This is a genomic window from Paenibacillus sp. J31R30 (genome assembly GCF_059692115.1).
On record NZ_JCAUAV010000003.1, the window covers coordinates 741,864 to 759,742 of the forward strand.

Below are 17,879 nucleotides of genomic sequence, written 5' to 3' on the forward strand. Positions count from 1 at the left end.
AGTTCGGCAATGTCTGACTAAACGATGCCGGGGGAGTTTCACCGACTGATAACATGGGCTTTTGAAGTAAGTAAGTCGATTCTTTCGACTTACTGGTCGCTGGGCTTTTGGATTTGAGTAAGTCCTTTTTTTACCTGCAACAATTAGCAATTGTGCCGCACGGGTAGATGAAAAGATTTAGCCTGTTTATGCGGAAAGAGTCTATGCTACAATACAACTGAACACGCTTACATCACTTCATACTTCAACCTTCATCCAACAAATGAAAAGGAGGAGCGCAGGCTATCATTGTTTACTAATCTTTATCACCTGCGCGAAAGACAAATGAAAGCGATTATGATTATGTTTGATTCCTTGAATCGACACATGCTTCCACCCTACGGAGGATGGATCCAAACACCAAACTTTGAGCGTCTCGCGGCGAAAAGTGTAGTTTTCGATACATGCTTCGTAGGCAGCATGCCTTGCATGCCGGCGCGGAGAGAGCTGCATACGGGGAGATACAACTTTTTGCATCGCAGCTGGGGTCCCTTGGAGCCGTTCGATGATTCAATGCCTGAAATCTTAAAACAAAATGGCGTCTACACGCATCTCGTTACGGACCACCAGCATTATTGGGAAGACGGCGGAGCAACATACCACAACCGTTATAATACCTATGAATTCATAAGAGGTCAGGAAGGCGATCCTTGGAAAGGGGAGATTGCGGACCCTGAAACACCTGCTTACAAGGGCGGACATACGACAGGACTTGGAGGACATAGTGCGGGAAGAATGGTTACGCAGGATTGGATCAATCGCCAATATTTCAAGGATTTGCCTGAGTTTCCGCAAGCACTAACATTTGAGTTGGGTACAGAATTTATTCGCCATAATATGGCTGAGGATAATTGGTTTTTGCAGATCGAAACCTTTGACCCTCACGAGCCTTTTTTTGCTCATCAATCGTTCCGCGATAAGTACCCACATGACTATCAGGGCGTACATTTCGACTGGCCACCATACCGAGGTATCGAGGAAACGCCTGAAGAGGTCGAGCATATCCGTTATGAATATGCGGCTCTCGTTAGTATGTGCGATTATCATCTGGGTAAAATTCTCGATCTGATGGATGAGCATGATCTCTGGAAAGATACGATGCTTATCGTCAATTCCGATCATGGGTTCCTCTTGGGCGAGCATGACTGGTGGGCCAAAAATATCCAGCCTTTCTACAATGAAATCGCTAGGCCACCGCTTTTCATATGGGATCCGCGCAGTAAGAAAGCGGGGGAACGTCGAGATAGCCTCGTGCAAATGATCGATATGGCTCCAACCTTATTGGATTTTTTTGGCGTTGATATTCCGGATGACATGCAGGGCAAATCGTTGAAAGAGACGATCGCAGCGAATTATCCTGTACGAAATGCAGCATTATTCGGCATTCATGGTGGACACATTAACTGCACGGATGGCCGTTATGTGTATATGAAAGCTCCCGTTTCACCGGAAAATGGACCTCTCTACAATTACACATTAATGCCATCGCACATGCGGCGACTTTTCACGATCGATGAGTTAAAAAGCTTAGAGCTTGCTGGGCCATTCGCCTTCACGAAACAGCTGAAGACCATGAAAATCAGCGCAAATCCACATAACGAGCTGCATAAGTTCGGAACGCTGCTTTTTGATACGGAAGAAGATCCGCAGCAGCAGCACCCATTGCAAGATGAGCACATTGAGGCCAAAATGATCGCGCATATGCTGCAAGTCATGCAAGAGAGTGACGCGCCAGCTGAGCAGTATGAACGGGTTGGTCTACAGCCTGAGGTGCGAGATACTAAAATGAAATGAGGTGTACAGCCTTGTTCGATGTTTTGATCGCAGAGGATGAGCTTTGGATTCGCAGTGCAATCGGGGAAATGGTCGAGAAGCTTAGCCCTGATTTTCATGTGGTAGGTGAAGTTGGAAACGGGGAAGACGCTTGGCAGTCTATTCAAGAAAGCTGGCCGTCCATTCTGATCACAGATATCATGATGCCTCGTCAGAATGGCTTATGGTTAGCCGAACAAATACATCATCATGAGCTGCCGATGGCAACGATTATCGTGAGTGGCTATGATAATTTTCAATATGCGAAGCAAGCTATGCGTTTTGGTATTTTCGAATATTTATTAAAGCCATTGAACGAAGAAGAACTTCATGGTGCTTTACGCAGAACCGCAGAACGTTTATCCAGCATGTCAGGAACGAGGGAAACCATTACTCGATTACAGCAATTTGCAGAATCCCTGCCTGAGCTTTCACAACAAGATTTACCTAACCAGATGGAAGCCGTACTTCAAGATACCTATCAACTTCGCATTTCTCCAGACGTAAGGAAAAACCTGCTCGACATGCTATCGAGTCGTTTAAATGAACTCATTCAAGGCGTTAATCGGGATTTCACTTGCTTGCCACTGCTTGCTGACAGCAAAGAGGAGGTACACCGTCATTTCAAACGGCTGATCGAAGCTTGGAACGAAATTTACCCGCAATATGCCAACCATCATGTGAAAATGGCGATCCGCAAAGTATGTGATCATCTCGATACGCATTATGCACAAACGTATACGTTGTCGGAAGCCGCAGAAATGGCCCATCTAAGTGTATCTTATTTCAGTGCTTTATTTAAAAAATCAACGGGCCTCACGTATTTGAATTATGTGAATGCACTCCGCATTGAGAAGGCGAAAGCGCTGCTGCTCGTTCCTGAAATCAAAATTTACGAGGTCGCGGACCAAGTGGGCTTTACGTCTTTGCCTTATTTTAACCGCACATTTAAACAAATAACGAGCTTAACGCCCCTGGAGTATAGAAAGAGTCTCGGCATATGAGAACGACACGTTGGTTACACCAGTTACCCATAAGAGCCAAAATGGTCATCGCTTTTCTGAGCGTCAGTATTGCATCCGTGCTTTTACTGGCACTCAGCTCTCACTATTACTACAGCCAAGCGGTAAAGAAGGATTTCTTCAACATTTCGAATGAGGCGACGAACAGACTTAACTATTTCTTGGACTATTATTTCAAACAATTCCAGCGCTCTTCCAGTACGTTGATACAAAGCAATACCGTGCAAAACTGGTTAGATAACAAAGGGCAGCCCAATGATCAAAATCTGGATAATGTCGAAATTATTGAAAGAGAGCTTCGCCGATATGTGGCGCTGAATTTCTCTGAAATTCAGAATATGTTTCTCATCAACCGTGATCATAAGGTTGTATCTATTCGCCAGTCGTATGTAGGCAATAATGATTACTCATCAGAACCGTGGTTTGGACGGCCCTTGCAATCGAAGAAATCGATCATACAAACACATTTAGCCGAGTATCCAGGCAGTATGGGGGAAGGCGTTCTGTCGATCGTTCTTCCGATCTTTAGCGTTGAATCAACAGACCTCATCGGAAATTTGGTCATCGATATTTCATTAAACGAAATTGATCAAGCCTTCCGACGCTCCAAGCTGGGTGAAACCGGCGATTTTTTCATACTTTCTGACAATGATACGATTGTGTATCATGCGAATCATCAATGGAATGGATTATTGATTGCTAAGACGGACTTGAATTCGTTACAGATATCGAAGCAACAGGGTGCGGCGATTCAAACCTTTCATGGCGTCGATTACTTAATAGCAACCGTTATTTCAGACAGCACGCACTGGCGAATCGTTGCGCTAGTCCCTTTTGAGGAAATGGCAGGGGAGCTGCAACTGGCAACGAATTCGACACTCGCCATTCTTGGAATAATTGCATTGTTTATTTTATTCATCGTACCCTTCCTATCCGCACGCTTCGTCGAGCCCATTCTAACCCTGAAAAACTTAATGCGCCGTGTGGCTGGGGGAGATCTGAGTGTACGCTCTTCTCCTGTTCCCGGGCTTGATGAGTTCCAACAGCTCAACCACAGCTTTAATATCATGGTGAGTCGGTTAGAGGAGCTTTTTGAGACGAATGTAAGTCTTAGCGTCAAAGAAGTACAGTCGCAGCTGCTGCAGAAGGAAGCTCTGATCAAAGCGCTGCAGAATCAAATTAACCCGCATTTGCTGTATAATTCGCTTGGCATTATTCAAAGTATGGCGTATTTGGAGCACATGCCGATGATCGAGAAAATGGCCGGTAATTTAGCTGATGTCTACCGATATACGGCACGGTATAGTGGGTTGGAAACGACTCTACGTGAAGAAATGGTACATGTACAAAAGTATCTGGAAATTATTCACATTCGTTTTCCAACTAATTTCCAAAGTCGGCTCTATGTCAATGAGAAGTTCCATGCCTGTCCTGTCGTGAAATTGATCCTGCAGCCGATGATCGAAAATGCGGTTAAATATGCCATTGAGCCAATGGAAGGCAAGGGTGCAATTATCGTTAGCGCTTATGATGACAAGGAAGACTTGGTTATTGAAATTGCTGATAACGGCCCTGGTATTGACGAAGCGAAGTTACGAGAGATGGAAGAGAGACTGAACACCATTTCTTCTTTGAAAATTCCTCCCTATGAGGAAAGCGAATCGCTAGGGATCACCAATGTTCATACGAGGCTTGTGCTCCGATATGGACCGGCTTATGGCGTTCATATTGATTCATTCCCGGGTCGAGGGACGGTCATTTCACTGCGCGTCCCGCTTCCTCGTCAAGGTGCATCAGAAGATCGGATCATACGTACTTCGTAAACTTAGTAGAATCCATTTGGAAATCGTAATTTCAGGCAAGGAAATGAGCCTATGAGCAAATTATAATAAAGTAGTAGCCAATAACGATGCAAATAGGGGGAATACGAGTGAAAAAATGGATGTCTATTTCGTTTGCCATTCTGCTATCTACGAGTGTGGTTGCCGGGTGTTCGAGCAATTCGTCGACAAATACACCAACAGAAAGCCCGAAAGCAACCGCTAAGGAAACGGCCGCAACCACCGCCGCAGCTTCAGCCACTCCCCAAGACGATTTGAAGGAGAAGCTGGAGCTCAACATCATGACGATCAGTTATGAGGGCGGAGGCTGGCCTGCCAACAACTCGATGATTGATTTCCTGAACAAAAAATTCAATATTGATCTCAAATTCCAATGGATTTCACAAGACAATTACAAAGAAAAACTGAATGTGCTGGCTGCCTCCGGCGACTTCCCAGATTCCTTCTTGCTTCTGAAAGAAGATTTCCTGAAATGGCGGGATAAAGGCGTTTTCCTTGATCTTAAGCCTCTATTGAGTAAATATCCGAACTTAGCCAAGCAGCTTGGCGGCGAAGAGCAACTGCAATTCATGAGTCCGAAAGGGAAGTACTACAGTGTTCCATATTATCAAATTGAAACTCAAACCTCGTTGGGTATTCGTAAAGATTGGCTGGATAAGCTAGGGCTGCAAATGCCGACAACGACGGATGAATTTTATAAGGTAGCCAAAGCGTTTGCAACCCAGGATCCGGATGGCAACGGCAAGCAAGATACGTACGGCTTCTCCGCTTCCTTGGTGGCCAACAAAACCGATTTCAAACACGTTGATCAGTTGAAGGCGGCCTTTGGCCTCGTAGATGTGTGGGGATTAAAGGACGGCAAACTGATTAGCTGGCATGTGCAGAACAAAGAACTGAAGGATTTCGCTTCCTACATGGCCAAAGCCTATGCGGAAGGCGTTTTAGATAAAGATATTGCGATTAACAAAGTGAAAGATCCGCAGGATAAATATGAAGCAGGCAAAATCGGCGTTGATGATGTGGTGCCGAATGTATTTTATCAGACCATTGTTCCGAATTTGAAAAAAATTGATCCTAAAGCGGAAACCGTCCAGCTATTACCGCCCAAAGGGCCAACTGGACTGCAAGGAACGGCAACGAATGCCATCACACAGCGGATTGTCATCAATGCGAAGATCGATGCTAAGAAGCAAGATCGTTTGATGAAGTTGTTTGATTATCTCGTATCGGACGAAGGAAATACGTTGACGAAGAACGGAATTGAAGGCGTCCATTATAAAAAAGAAGCCGATAAATATACGAAATTGGAAGCATTCGATAAAGAGCGACCCATCTTAATTTCTGCATGGTATTTGCGCAGATTCGATGTGAATACGCAAATTCGACTTTGGGATGACACGACGATGGTAAATAATGTGAATCAGTGGTTCAAGAACAGCGAGCCGTTCAAATGGCCGAATCTTGCAGCTGGTTTGGAATCGCCAACCGATACGAAAAGCGGGGCAACGATTGATCAGAAATTCATGACGACATTGCTCAAGGTCATTATGGGAGAGCAACCGCTCGATACGATTGACCAGGCCGTGGAACAATGGAAGAAAGACGGCGGCGATCAGATTACGAAGGAATATAACGACGCTTACCTGCAAAGCAAATAAGGTCAGGAGGGGTCCTGCATAAGGACCTCTCTCTATTGGGTCATTAATGCTCCGAGGAGGAGACTTATGAAAAGTGTTAATCAAGTAGATGCCATTCGACCACCGTCTCTTCCACAAGGCCTGGTAAGGAATCGGATGTCAGCGTGGAAGCGCGGAATTCCTTTGTATCTGATGATTTTGCCAGGTTTTCTGTTTTTCGTTATTTTCAAATACATCCCCATGGCTGGACTCGTCATTGCCTTCCAAGAATTTGATCCGTTCCTTGGATTTAGAGAAAGTCCATGGATTGGTTTGGACAATTTCCAACGATTGTTTACAGACCCGGATTTCTTGACGCTGCTTAGCAATACGCTGATCCTCAGCGCGCTAAATTTGTTTTTATTTTTCCCCGCACCGATACTATTCGCTGTTTTGCTGAATGAGGTCAGTCGCGCTTGGTTTCGTAAGACGGTACAAACAATTCTCTACCTGCCGCATTTCTTGTCTTGGGTCATCGTCATGAGTATCACAGTTGTCTTGTTTGCAACGCAAGACGGCGGGATCAACAATTTACTAGATAGTATGGGCTATAGCCGGATCGAGCTGATGACAGATCCGAGCTTCTTCCGCATGCTCTATGTGGGTCAGAATATTTGGAAAGAAACAGGTTGGAACGCGATTATTTTCCTAGCGGCATTGGCTGCCATTGATCCGACTCTCTACGAAGCAGCTGTGGTAGATGGAGCGAATCGGTGGAAGCAGGTCTGGCATGTAACATTGCCCGCACTGAAATCAACTATTGTCATTCTACTCATACTGCGGCTGGGTCAGGTCATGGAGCTCGGCTTCGAGCATATCTTGCTCATGCAGAATCCAGTGAATTTGAGTGTAGCCGATGTCTTCGATACGTATGTGTACCGCAACGGGGTGCTGCAGGGCAATTTCAGCTACTCCACAACAGTTGGTATTTTTAAAGCACTCATTGGCTTGGTCTTAATTCTGATGGCGAATCGATTGGCAAAAGTATTTGGGCAGGAGGGGGTGTATTAGCATGCAAACGTACAATGCGCGAGGCCGAGACCCCCTATTTACACTGATCATCAACTTCCTGCTGACACTAAGCTTAATCGTAGTTCTATTTCCGTTTCTCTACGTTGTCATGACCTCATTTGCAACAAGAGAAGAGATACTAACACGGGGGTTTTTCCTCATTCCGCATGATTGGACGGTTAACGCCTATGGTTATTTAATGACCAGTCCGCAATTCATGGCATCGTTCAAGAACGCTGTCATCATTACCGTTGAAGGTACGACTGTCAATATGGTGCTGACGTCTCTGATGGCTTATGGGCTTTCGAAGCGATGGCTAAAAGGAAGAAGAGTTCTGAATTTCATGGTTTTGTTCACTATGTTATTTAGTGGAGGCATCATACCCACGTACTTGGTTGTCAAAAGTATGCATCTCTTGAACAGCTATTGGGCACTGTTTCTAAGCACAGCAATAGCACCGTTCCACTTAATTGTCCTGCGCAGCTTCTTTCAGAATATTCCTGCCGAGCTGGAGGAATCCGCACGGATCGATGGCTGTGGTGAGCTGCGATTGTTCTGGCGCATTATCATCCCATTATCACTGCCAGCCATTGCGACATTTACGCTGTTCTATGCCGTTCAGAACTGGAATTCCTATTTCAATGCAGTTCTGTATATTAACGATTCGTCGAAATGGCCCTTGCAAGTGTTCTTGAGGCAGATGATGAATGAAGCTAATAATAGCTTGGAAAATATGTCCACAGGCTTTGAATTCAGTCCCGCAGTGAAAATGGCGGCAATCGTGCTAACAGCATTACCGCTGTTGGTCGTGTATCCATTTTTGCAAAAATATTTTAACAAAGGCATGTTAATGGGATCTGTGAAAGGATAAATTCAAGGATGGTTTCCGTGAGGAGGGGAAATGATGATGAGTGAAATTGTTGTCGTTGGCAGCCTTAATGTGGATATCGTAAGTCGTGTCGAGGATTTCCCCGTACCTGGTGAGACACTGAAAAGCAAGTCTACCGTGACTTATCATGGTGGAAAAGGGGCTAATCAAGCTGTTGCAGCCAAGCGGGCTGGGGGTTCAGTTGCGATGATTGGCGCCGTCGGCATCGATTCGTTTGGGAGTGAGGTGCAGCAGTCGCTGCAATCTCAAGGTGTGAGCACGCAGGCGATTGCTGCCAAAGAAGGACCGACAGGAATGGCCTATATCATGGTGAATGATGCCGGTCAAAATCTAATTGTGTTGACGGAAGGCGCTAATGGAGAAATGAAGCCAGAGGATGTGAACGCATCAGCCTTCGATTTGGCCAAAGTGATTCTCCTGCAGAATGAAATCTCCTGGGAAACGAATCTACATGTTCTGCAAATGGCGAAAGCGAGAAATATCCCGGTTATTCTCAATCCTGCACCCGCCATACGGATTCCTAATGAGATTCTACCCTTGATCGGTCTGTTAGTTTTAAATGAATCGGAAGCGCATACTTTAATAGGTAAACCCGTTAATAGCAAGGCTGAAGCCGTACTTGCCGCAAGCAGCTGCATTGAAAACGGCGTTAGCGAGGTCATCGTAACCTTAGGCGCACATGGCTCGCTCTATATGGGCTCTGACGGGGAATACATGTTCATGCCAGCTTTCTCCGTTGATGCTGTGGATACGACTTCGGCAGGTGACACGTATATTGGCTACTATGCCGCAGCCATTTGTTCAGGTAAACCTGTTCATGAAGCATTGCGATATGCCTCGGGCGCAGCAGCCATATCCGTAACGCGAAATGGCGCACAAGCCTCTATTCCCTTGTGGGAAGAGGTTGAAGCGTTTCTTAACAATTCCAGATAAATGAAGGTGGTAGGATAGATGGCTCTACAGCAGGATTACATTGAAAAAGTATATGCAGGTTGGCTAGCTAAGGTAATCGGCGTGAGGCATGGCGGCCTCATCGAGAACTGGACTTACGATCGTATTCAACGAACTTTTGGAGAAATCACGGACTATTTGCATGAATTTATTAATTTTGCAGCGGATGATGATACGAATGGACCTATCTTTTTCTTGCGCGCTTTAGAGGACTATGTTTGTGATACGAGTATTACGGCTGAGCAAATGGGATTAACTTGGTTGAATTATGCGCCTGACGGCCATGGATTCTACTGGTGGGGAGGCTACGGCAAATCAACCGAGCATACCGCTTACTTGAATTTAAAAAATGGGATTATGGCACCGCGTTCCGGATCAGCGGAACAGAATGGCCTTGCGGTCGCCGAACAAATTGGCGGTCAAATTTTTATCGACGTCTGGGGACTTATCGCACCTGGCGATCCCAAGCTCGCCGCACATTTCGCGGAAAAAATCGCTTCGGTCTCCCATGATGGCAACGGGAAATACGGGGGTATGTTTATCGCCGCATGTATTGCTGCAGCCTTTGTAGAGCAGGATATTGAACAAATTATTGAGCAAGGACTTTCCGTAATTCCTGAAGATTGTGCGTATACCCAGGTTACACGCGCAGTCATCGACTTCTATAAGAGGAACCCGGACAATTGGCGGGATGCCTTTCATTTTGTCAAAAACAACTACGGCTACGATAAATACCCAGGACACTGCCATATCATTCCGAATTCGGCGGTTATGATTCTATCTCTTCTATATGGCGAAGGCGATTTCTCAAGAACGATTAACATCTGTAATATGTGTGGATGGGATACGGATTGTAACGTAGCGAATATTGCCACCATTATGGGAGTTCGAGGGGGGATTGCGTGTATTGATGAGAAGTGGCGGAAGCCGATCAACGATTTCCTCTGCTGCTCGAGCGTCATCGGTTCACTCAACATACTCGATATTCCCTGGTGTGCTTCCTATATTGCCAAGCTAGGGTATCAGCTTGCGGGTGAACAAGCCCCTGAGCAATGGGCCGATATCTTTGCCGATACAGATACACGTTTCCATTTCGAATATCCAGGTTCTACGCATGCGTTTCGTCTGGAACATACGGATAATTTGCCGGTCACTGGCTATTTGGAAAACTCAGAGCAATGGTCCGCATCGGGTCAAAGGTCGTTGAAGGTACATTTTAATAATGTGCAAGGTGGCTGTGCCTATCGCGTGTATCACCAAACTTACTATCGACCACACGATTTCAACGACAGCCGGTATGATCCGAGCTTCTCGCCAATGATATATCCAGGACAGACGATGGAGGCGATGGTGGTTCTGCCTGAAGCAAGAGGTCAACGAGTGAAGGCTCGCTTATACGTGAAGGATGGGAACTCGGGAGCCTATCATTATGGTGAAGCCGTGCAGTTAATTGCGGATCAATGGACGCAGCTGCAATTCCATATTCCTAGATTGACTGACAGCTGCTTGGAGCAAGCGGGTATTGAACTCATTCCAATGGATGGGAAAAATGAAAAAGGCCCAAGTCTTGTCTGCTACATCGATGACGTCGTTTTCAAAGGCAAGCCGAATTATGAGATTCATTTTGCCAATGAGAGATTAGAGAAATGGAACGGTTTGCATATCGAAGTTAGTCAACTGTCCTATCTGCGCGGAATTTGGACGTTGGAGGACGGTGAATTGAGTGGAAGCTATTTCGGGGAAACAGCGGAGGCATACACGGGTTTACTGGGATGGGAGAACTATGACTTTAGCGCAACCGTCATTCCTAAGCTTGGCGAACACCATCGAATCAACTTCCGAGTGCAAGGAGGTATTCGTTCTTATGCCGTTGGATTTGCTCCGAATGGCAAGCTGACGCTGTATAAGAACGAGAATGGCTATGGTGTATTAATCGAGATCGATTGTGTTTGGGACATAGGGATTGAAGCGGTGATTAGCGTCAGAGCCGAGAATAATCGCTTTCAAATCGCTGTAAATGGCGTACCGCAACTTGCGTATACAGACGAGGATCAGCCCTATATGACTGGGATGGTTGGCTTCTCCAATGCTGCAGGCAGCCATACCCATTATCGCAGCTTTTCAGTTGTCGGCATTTAATCTGCTAGAAAGAGGTGTCTACCGATGAGCAAGCCCAATATTGTCGTCATTTGCAGTGATCAGCATCATCCGTCGATAACGGGATATCGTGATCATCCCTATATCCAAACGCCGAACCTCGATCAGCTTGCAGCAGACGGGACGCATTTTACAAGTGCTTACAGCAATTGCCCCGTGTGTACACCTAGTCGCATGAGCTTTATTACCGGTAAATATCCGCATCAAATCGATAGCTGGTTTCTCGGCTGTCCACTCGATCCTGAGGAGATGACGTGGTCGCGTAAATTGGATCAGGCGGGAATCACGTCGGCCATGTTTGGGAAAATGGATTTCTGCGGCGACTATCAAGACGGTGGATTTACCGAGTATAAAATCATTAAGAAACGCCCGGCGTTTGCACCGTATCCACGGACGACCCCATTATACTCGCGTCTTGAAGGTCATGTACGTGTCGATAAAAGACAACACATTCTCAATGCCGGCATTCGGGAAGATGTCGTGACAGATGGCGATACGGGCTACAATCGAGATCTCGGCTTCTACGATCATGACCGCGTTGTGACGGACTGGGCCATTGATTTCTTGCAGCGCAAAGGTGGGGAAGAGGAGCAGAAGCCTTGGGCCATGTACGTTGGTCTCATGTTTCCTCACTGGCCGTACAGAGTACCGAAGCCCTATTACGACATCTATTATCCGAATCGTGTAGTGCTGCCGCATGATGCTCACTTCCCAAATGATCAGCTGCATCCACAGGTGCGTAATATGCAGAATGTCCTCGGTCTCGGAGAGATTACAGAAGATCATCTACGCAACGTCATTGCTGCTTATTACGGCATGATTACGGCGCTGGATGACAATATTGGCAGAATTATAGCTGAGTTGAAGGCACAGAACCTATATGACAACACGTATATCGTGTATATGTCTGATCATGGTGAAAATTTAGGTGAGCATGGCTTATTTTACAAGCAATGCAGCTATGAGGCTTCGGTTGGCGTGCCGTTAATCGTGAAAGGACCAGGGTTGCCCAATGGCAAGCGAATTGATCATCCGGTTAGTCTAGTCGACTTGTATCCAACCATCATGGAGATGGCGGGGTTAGAAACAGAGTCAAATCGTCCTGGTAAGAGCTGGCTGCCTTTAATAAAAGAGGGAGTGCAGGAAGGAAGGAACGACTACGCTTTCTCTGAGTATCACGGTAACTTTTTCAAGCAAGACTGGTATATGCTGGTGAAGGATGGCTACAAATATACCTACTATGTGAACGACCGTCCGTCTTTGTTTAATCTGGCGGAAGATCCGCAGGAGGTAAATGATTTGGCTGAAATGGCCGGGTATGAGGAGAGGCTCGCACAGTTTGAAGCGCTGTTGAGGACAATCGTTGATCCAGAGGCTGTCTCTCAACGGTCGAAAGGTCATCTTGGACTCATTGGGCCAGATGGTGAGGATTATACCCTAACGATGACGGATCCTGAATGCAAGGAGCTCATCAAACAAGGTGTGTTTCAGGATGAATTGGAATTTCCGAAATGGCCGGGACCGTTAGGTGTTTTACAAAAGGGATAACTGAATGCAGTGGGGAAGAGCCTGAGAAATCAGGTTCTTTTTTGATGAAAGCAGTGCAAGACGCCGTGAGTGACGTTAGTCCGATATTTCCGAACTAAATCGGGAATTTCGTGCGGAAAAGCATGAATAGTCCGATTCTACCTAACTAAAAGCCCACTTTTGGCTGGTGTGGGGCGTTTGGGGCGATTTAGTTCGGCAAATTCGGACTAATGGACGTTGGGGGGGTGATTCTTTACTTCTCGAAAGAAAACTTTAGAATAGACGTATGGCTTAAAGTATTTGATGGGAGTTGACTACCCTTGTACTTGAGAAGAATTGAACTTCAGAAGAATGATAATATCGATGCTAATAAGTATCCTTTTACAATCCCTTCTATCCACTCGTTAACCTCGCTTACTTTTGAGAAGAATATCACTTTTCTCGTTGGCGAGAATGGTTCGGGCAAATCAACGATTCTTGAGGCCATTGCCTATCAATGCGGATTTAACACGGCAAGTGGAGGAAGAAACAATGTGTATGATGTTGATGCTTCTCAGTCCATACTGGGAGAACATTTGCGTCTTTCATGGATGCCCAAAATTACGAATGGCTTTTTTCTAAGAGCAGAAACTTTTTATAACTTTGCCAGTTATTTAGATACGATGCCAGAAAGCTTACCGTACTATGGCGGCCGCTCTTTGCATGAGCAGTCACATGGCGAAGCGTTTCTCTCACTATTTAAGCATCGCTTTGGGAAAAAGGCGATTTATTTGTTGGACGAGCCAGAGGCGGCTTTATCTCCAGCAAGACAATTGGCGCTCATGCGTGTGATTAAGGATTTGGAGAATGAAGCCCAGTTCATTATCGCCACACATTCTCCGATACTGCTTGGATTTCCAGATGCGCAGATTCTTAATTTTGATGAGCAGTCAATTAGTGAAATACAATACGAGGAAACGCTGCACTACATGATTACGAAACGGTTTCTCGATAATAGGAAAATGATCCTAGATGAGTTGTTCAAAGATTGAGAGGTTGTGAGAGGGAGTAGTATGATATTTGAAAATGAGATCGACATATATAATCACATTGTTCAGCGACATGTAGGGAATGATTCTGTTCTCACCAATTTTAAGGTATTACTGAACAAAACAGACTATGCCGTAGTTCGTTTAACACTTGAAAAACCACCCTACCAGTTGATCGTAAAGTTGGCAGGACCGAACGCGCCCATCGCATCTCCATTTGATCGCACGTATGAGATAAATAAGAGAGTACGAAACGAGACGACCGTTCCTACTTATGAAGCTATTGCAGTAGATATGTCGTGCTCAATTGTAGCCTATCGATACCTATTGATGTCGTACATCGATGGTCAATCCTTGTCAGAGATTAGAAACGACTTACGTAGCGATGATTTAATCCAACTGTATCGACAACTCGGCAATGCCGTGGCGCAGCTGCACACGATCACTTATAACGGTTTTGGAGAAGTGGGAGCTACGAATCTGGCCGTGTCCAATTACTTAACCGCATTATCAAACAGGGCTAAAAAACGCATTGCGAATCCAATTCATCAAGAATTGTTCATTTCCCTCTTACAAGCGAATCAAGGCTTGTTTCAAGAAACGATTCGTCCTCGATTAACACATGAGGATTTAAATCCTGGGAACATCATCGTGAGGAAGAAGAATGGACATTGGGAGCTCGCAGCCATTATTGATTTTGATAGTGCTTGGGCAGGGGGCTATGAATCTGATTTGGCACGACTAGAGTTATGGCGAGGAATGATGGGGGAAGGCTTCTTTGAGGAATATAGGAACATACAGCCAATATCCAATGACTACACGAAGCGCAGGCCACTGTATCAACTGCTATGGTGCCTCGAATTCGCAGTGCCATCCCAACATCACCACAAAGATACCAAGCAAATTTGCGATGAATTGGGTATACCAGCTGTAACCTTTGGTTAAGTAGCGAATTAGGTGTTATCTTCTTTTACGGAAAATGAGGTAGGTTATAGCTGTTAATACGAGATAGATGAGAATGACAACTGCAAGAGTGATCATGCGCTCTTGGGTCGTGCCGTCAGCAAACAACACAGGACCTAAGCCGAAAAAAGTGACCAATGCGTACAAAATAAACATAAGTACCCCGAGAACAACTTTCATGTTCAATTCCTCCTAATATAAATTTAAACTAACCCGTCTCATTGATTTGAAATAGTCATTATTGCCATTCAAAAGTTTCGTTATACAGAATATACGCGCAAGAGTAGAATTCTATTTATTCGGAGTATGATTGGATATCATCGATGGAGAGTAGAACACGTTCTAACGGAAGAACAGTTAATCTTTGTTTTGAAAAAGGGGACAACTCGATAAACGGAAGCTAAAGAAAAAAGTCAGTACTCCCGCTAACGGGAACACTGACTTTTTGTCATATTATTTCGATGTTTTCCAAGCATCAATTTGCTTTTGCATCTCGGCAATGATCTTATCCGCGCCTGCTGTTTTAAGCTTCGCTACGAATTCGTTGTATTTCTCTTCTGTCGTTACACCTAAATCAATCGCTCTAGCATACTCATCGTATACAGCACTTGTTTTACCAATTTCAGCTTTAACCGGTTCAGCATCGAAGGAGAATCCTAATAATTTGGAAGGTACAGCTGCAGCATTAATTTTCTTGGTGTCTTCCCAGACCGTTTTTGGCATTCCTTTTTCCACATTTGCCAAATAGTTGGATGCGAACATCCATGGTACTTGAGGGTTATAACCTTTTTGACCATCTCCAGGAATCATGAAACCATCTGCATCAATTTTGAAATGTTTATCTTTCACGCCGAAGTTCAATAGGTTATATAGTTCTTTGTCGGTGTTCAGAAGTTCAAGCAGCATCATAGCTCGTTCTGGATTTTTGGAATTTCGGTTGATGGCATGCATCGTAGCAATGATTCCGCCAGTTGTCAGATGAGCAGTTCCAGCAGGCACTTCAACATAAGGCTCCCCGCCTAAAGCAGTACTCAGATTTTCGCCACCCGGCTTAAAGGCTCCACCGATGTTCAACACCCATTTACCTGCTTTGCCATCTGCCCAATCATCCGATTTCTTGGAAATCCGCTCTTTGGAGTTCAGATAACCCTTCGCATTCCAATCTCTCATGGTCGCTGCGTATTTTTTCATTTGAGCCGTTTCGAACTGATTTACTACTTTCAGATTTGCATCGGCGTAATCAACGACGCCAGGTACGTTAATACCTGCTATTGCTTCAAAGCTGAAAGCATCCGCGAATTGCCCCATGCCAGAAATAAAGGATTTCTGAGGGTTATCTTTGATAACACTTTGAATAAATGGCTCTAATAAATTTAATGAATCCGCATTAATTTTTCCATTGATGGCATTGAGATCTAACTTGTATTTATCAACTAGTGCTTTCGGGATCATAACGGAAGGTGTTCGTGCCGAAATTTGTTGATTCACAAATCCATAAATTTTCCCTTTTACTTTGGTCGCATCCCAGAACGGCTTAGGTACGGAGGCATAGGAGTTCGGTGCATATTTAGCAAGTAAGTCATCTAGAGGTAAAAAAGCTCCTTTTGCTACGTTTTGGGTGTAATTATTAATCCAATTTGCTGTAAACGCAAGATCATACGGCTCACCAGATGCTATGACGACTTGCATTTTCTGATCATATTCGCCAAACCCGATCGGCTTAAAGTCAACCGTCGCATTGATCTTAGATTTCAAAACTTTATTGACTTCAGCAAAAACTTGATCTTGTTCGGCTTGCGGGAAATTGCCTGGGAAGTACCACGTCAGTTTAACCTCTGGAAGGGCAGCAGGTGTTGTTGATGTTGCTGTAGTAGTTCCAGCTGGTGCTGCTGACGGGCTTGGAGATGGTGTAGAACTGCCACTACATGCTGATAACAGCATGCTGGATATGAGAAGGATACTACTAAAGGTCATACCTGCCTTTGCGAATTTGAATCCGTTTAACATGGCTTGAATCCTCCCTTTTAGTTAAGCTTGTTATATCTTAAAATGGACTTGTATCCATGTTTAAGCTAACCCTTTACCGCACCAACCGTGAGTCCTTTAACGAAGTACTTTTGAAAAAAGGGGAATATGGCAAGCATCGGACCGGCTGCAAGTATAGCCATGGCCATACGGGCTGATTCGGAAGGAAGCACCGTGTTCTTGACCCCTGGTGGAACTAAGCTTGTAGAACTTGTGAGGAATTGAATATTGTTCATCATTCGATACAACATGAACTGCAAGGGAACTAAGCTTTCTTTCTCGATATAAAGAAGGCTTAGCCACCAATCATTCCAATAATGCAGCAGCATGAAGAGGGAAACGGTAGCAAGACCGGGTTTGGATAGCGGTATAATGATTTGAATGAAAATTCGAAGCTCACTCGCGCCATCCATCATGCAGGATTCTATGAGTGAGTGAGGAATCTTTTGCATAAAGGAACGTAAAATCAAGATGAACCACGGAATCGCTAAATAAGGGAGTATTAATACCCAGATCGTATTCTTCAAATGCAGATAGTTGCTGATTAAGATGTAAGTAGGAACCAAGCCGCCATTAAACAGCATGGTGAAAAACACATAAAAACTAAGTGTGTTTTTGAACTTGTAATCTTCTCGTGACAACACATAAGAAATACCTGCCATCACCAATATGGAGATCAATGTACCGAAGAAACTGACAAATAGGGAAACCATGAAAGCGTTTAACAATTGTTTCGGTTGAAAAAGAATATAGCGATAAGCGGTCAAATCAAAGATGGTGGGGATCAATCGATATCCGTTCTTGATGATATCAATTTCACTGCTCAATGAAACGGAAATAATAGAGATCAGAGGGATCAGACAAGCAAGACCAAATAAGAGGAATAGGATGTTAATAAGGATTTGCGGCAGTATTTTCTTATGTAACATGGATTCACA

General features: G+C 44.8%; 14 protein-coding genes. 11 read left to right on the forward strand and 3 right to left on the reverse strand.

Annotation, left to right across the window (positions count from 1 at the left end; translation table 11 throughout):
* Positions 1–288 precede the first annotated feature (288 nt).
* From AC58QO_RS15220 to AC58QO_RS15270, 11 genes are all read left to right on the forward strand, one after another.
* Positions 289–1,833 (forward strand): sulfatase, encoded by a 1,545-nt coding sequence (locus AC58QO_RS15220; RefSeq protein WP_497266822.1) that lies wholly within the window; start codon positions 289–291, stop codon positions 1,831–1,833.
* Positions 1,834–1,844: 11 nt separating this feature from the next.
* On the forward strand, positions 1,845–2,855 hold the full coding sequence (locus tag AC58QO_RS15225; RefSeq protein ID WP_497266824.1) for a response regulator: 1,011 nt from the start codon (positions 1,845–1,847) through the stop codon (positions 2,853–2,855).
* Positions 2,852–4,696 (forward strand): sensor histidine kinase, encoded by a 1,845-nt coding sequence (locus AC58QO_RS15230; RefSeq protein ID WP_497266826.1) that lies wholly within the window; start codon positions 2,852–2,854, stop codon positions 4,694–4,696. The genes AC58QO_RS15225 and AC58QO_RS15230 overlap by 4 nt, the downstream gene beginning before the upstream one ends.
* Before the next feature lie 107 nt (positions 4,697–4,803).
* A complete protein-coding gene (locus AC58QO_RS15235) occupies positions 4,804–6,372 on the forward strand; it encodes a type 2 periplasmic-binding domain-containing protein (RefSeq protein WP_497266827.1) in 1,569 nt (522 codons plus the stop codon).
* A gap of 66 nt (positions 6,373–6,438) precedes the next feature.
* The gene (locus tag AC58QO_RS15240) at positions 6,439–7,401 is read left to right on the forward strand and encodes an ABC transporter permease (protein ID WP_497266829.1); all 963 of its coding nucleotides are present in this window, start codon (positions 6,439–6,441) and stop codon (positions 7,399–7,401) included.
* A 1-nt stretch (position 7,402) separates the two neighbouring features.
* Complete coding sequence (locus AC58QO_RS15245; RefSeq protein WP_497266831.1) at positions 7,403–8,272, forward strand: carbohydrate ABC transporter permease; 870 nt, start codon at positions 7,403–7,405, stop codon at positions 8,270–8,272.
* Positions 8,273–8,302: 30 nt separating this feature from the next.
* The gene (gene rbsK, locus AC58QO_RS15250) at positions 8,303–9,223 is read left to right on the forward strand and encodes a ribokinase (RefSeq protein ID WP_497266833.1); all 921 of its coding nucleotides are present in this window, start codon (positions 8,303–8,305) and stop codon (positions 9,221–9,223) included.
* 18 nt (positions 9,224–9,241) lie between these two features.
* Positions 9,242–11,380 (forward strand): ADP-ribosylglycohydrolase family protein, encoded by a 2,139-nt coding sequence (locus tag AC58QO_RS15255; protein ID WP_497266835.1) that lies wholly within the window; start codon positions 9,242–9,244, stop codon positions 11,378–11,380.
* Between the two features lie 24 nt (positions 11,381–11,404).
* Positions 11,405–12,946: a sulfatase-like hydrolase/transferase gene (locus AC58QO_RS15260; protein WP_497266837.1), complete on the forward strand. Its 1,542-nt coding sequence runs from the start codon at positions 11,405–11,407 to the stop codon at positions 12,944–12,946.
* 299 nt (positions 12,947–13,245) lie between these two features.
* On the forward strand, positions 13,246–13,956 hold the full coding sequence (locus tag AC58QO_RS15265; RefSeq protein ID WP_497266839.1) for an AAA family ATPase: 711 nt from the start codon (positions 13,246–13,248) through the stop codon (positions 13,954–13,956).
* Between the two features lie 21 nt (positions 13,957–13,977).
* The gene (locus AC58QO_RS15270; RefSeq protein WP_497266841.1) at positions 13,978–14,898 is read left to right on the forward strand and encodes a phosphotransferase family protein; all 921 of its coding nucleotides are present in this window, start codon (positions 13,978–13,980) and stop codon (positions 14,896–14,898) included.
* A gap of 15 nt (positions 14,899–14,913) precedes the next feature.
* Here AC58QO_RS15270 and AC58QO_RS15275 read toward each other — a convergent pair whose 3' ends face one another.
* The 3 genes from AC58QO_RS15275 to AC58QO_RS15285 all read right to left on the reverse strand — a co-directional run bounded on the left by AC58QO_RS15275 (position 14,914) and on the right by AC58QO_RS15285 (position 17,870).
* Positions 14,914–15,096 (reverse strand): DUF6954 family protein, encoded by a 183-nt coding sequence (locus AC58QO_RS15275; RefSeq protein WP_497266843.1) that lies wholly within the window; start codon positions 15,094–15,096, stop codon positions 14,914–14,916.
* Positions 15,097–15,369: 273 nt separating this feature from the next.
* Positions 15,370–16,923, reverse strand: coding sequence for a DUF3502 domain-containing protein (locus AC58QO_RS15280; protein WP_497266845.1), 1,554 nt, complete (start codon positions 16,921–16,923; stop codon positions 15,370–15,372).
* 65 nt (positions 16,924–16,988) lie between these two features.
* Complete coding sequence (locus AC58QO_RS15285) at positions 16,989–17,870, reverse strand: carbohydrate ABC transporter permease (RefSeq protein WP_497266847.1); 882 nt, start codon at positions 17,868–17,870, stop codon at positions 16,989–16,991.
* Between the last annotated feature and the right edge of the window lie 9 nt (positions 17,871–17,879).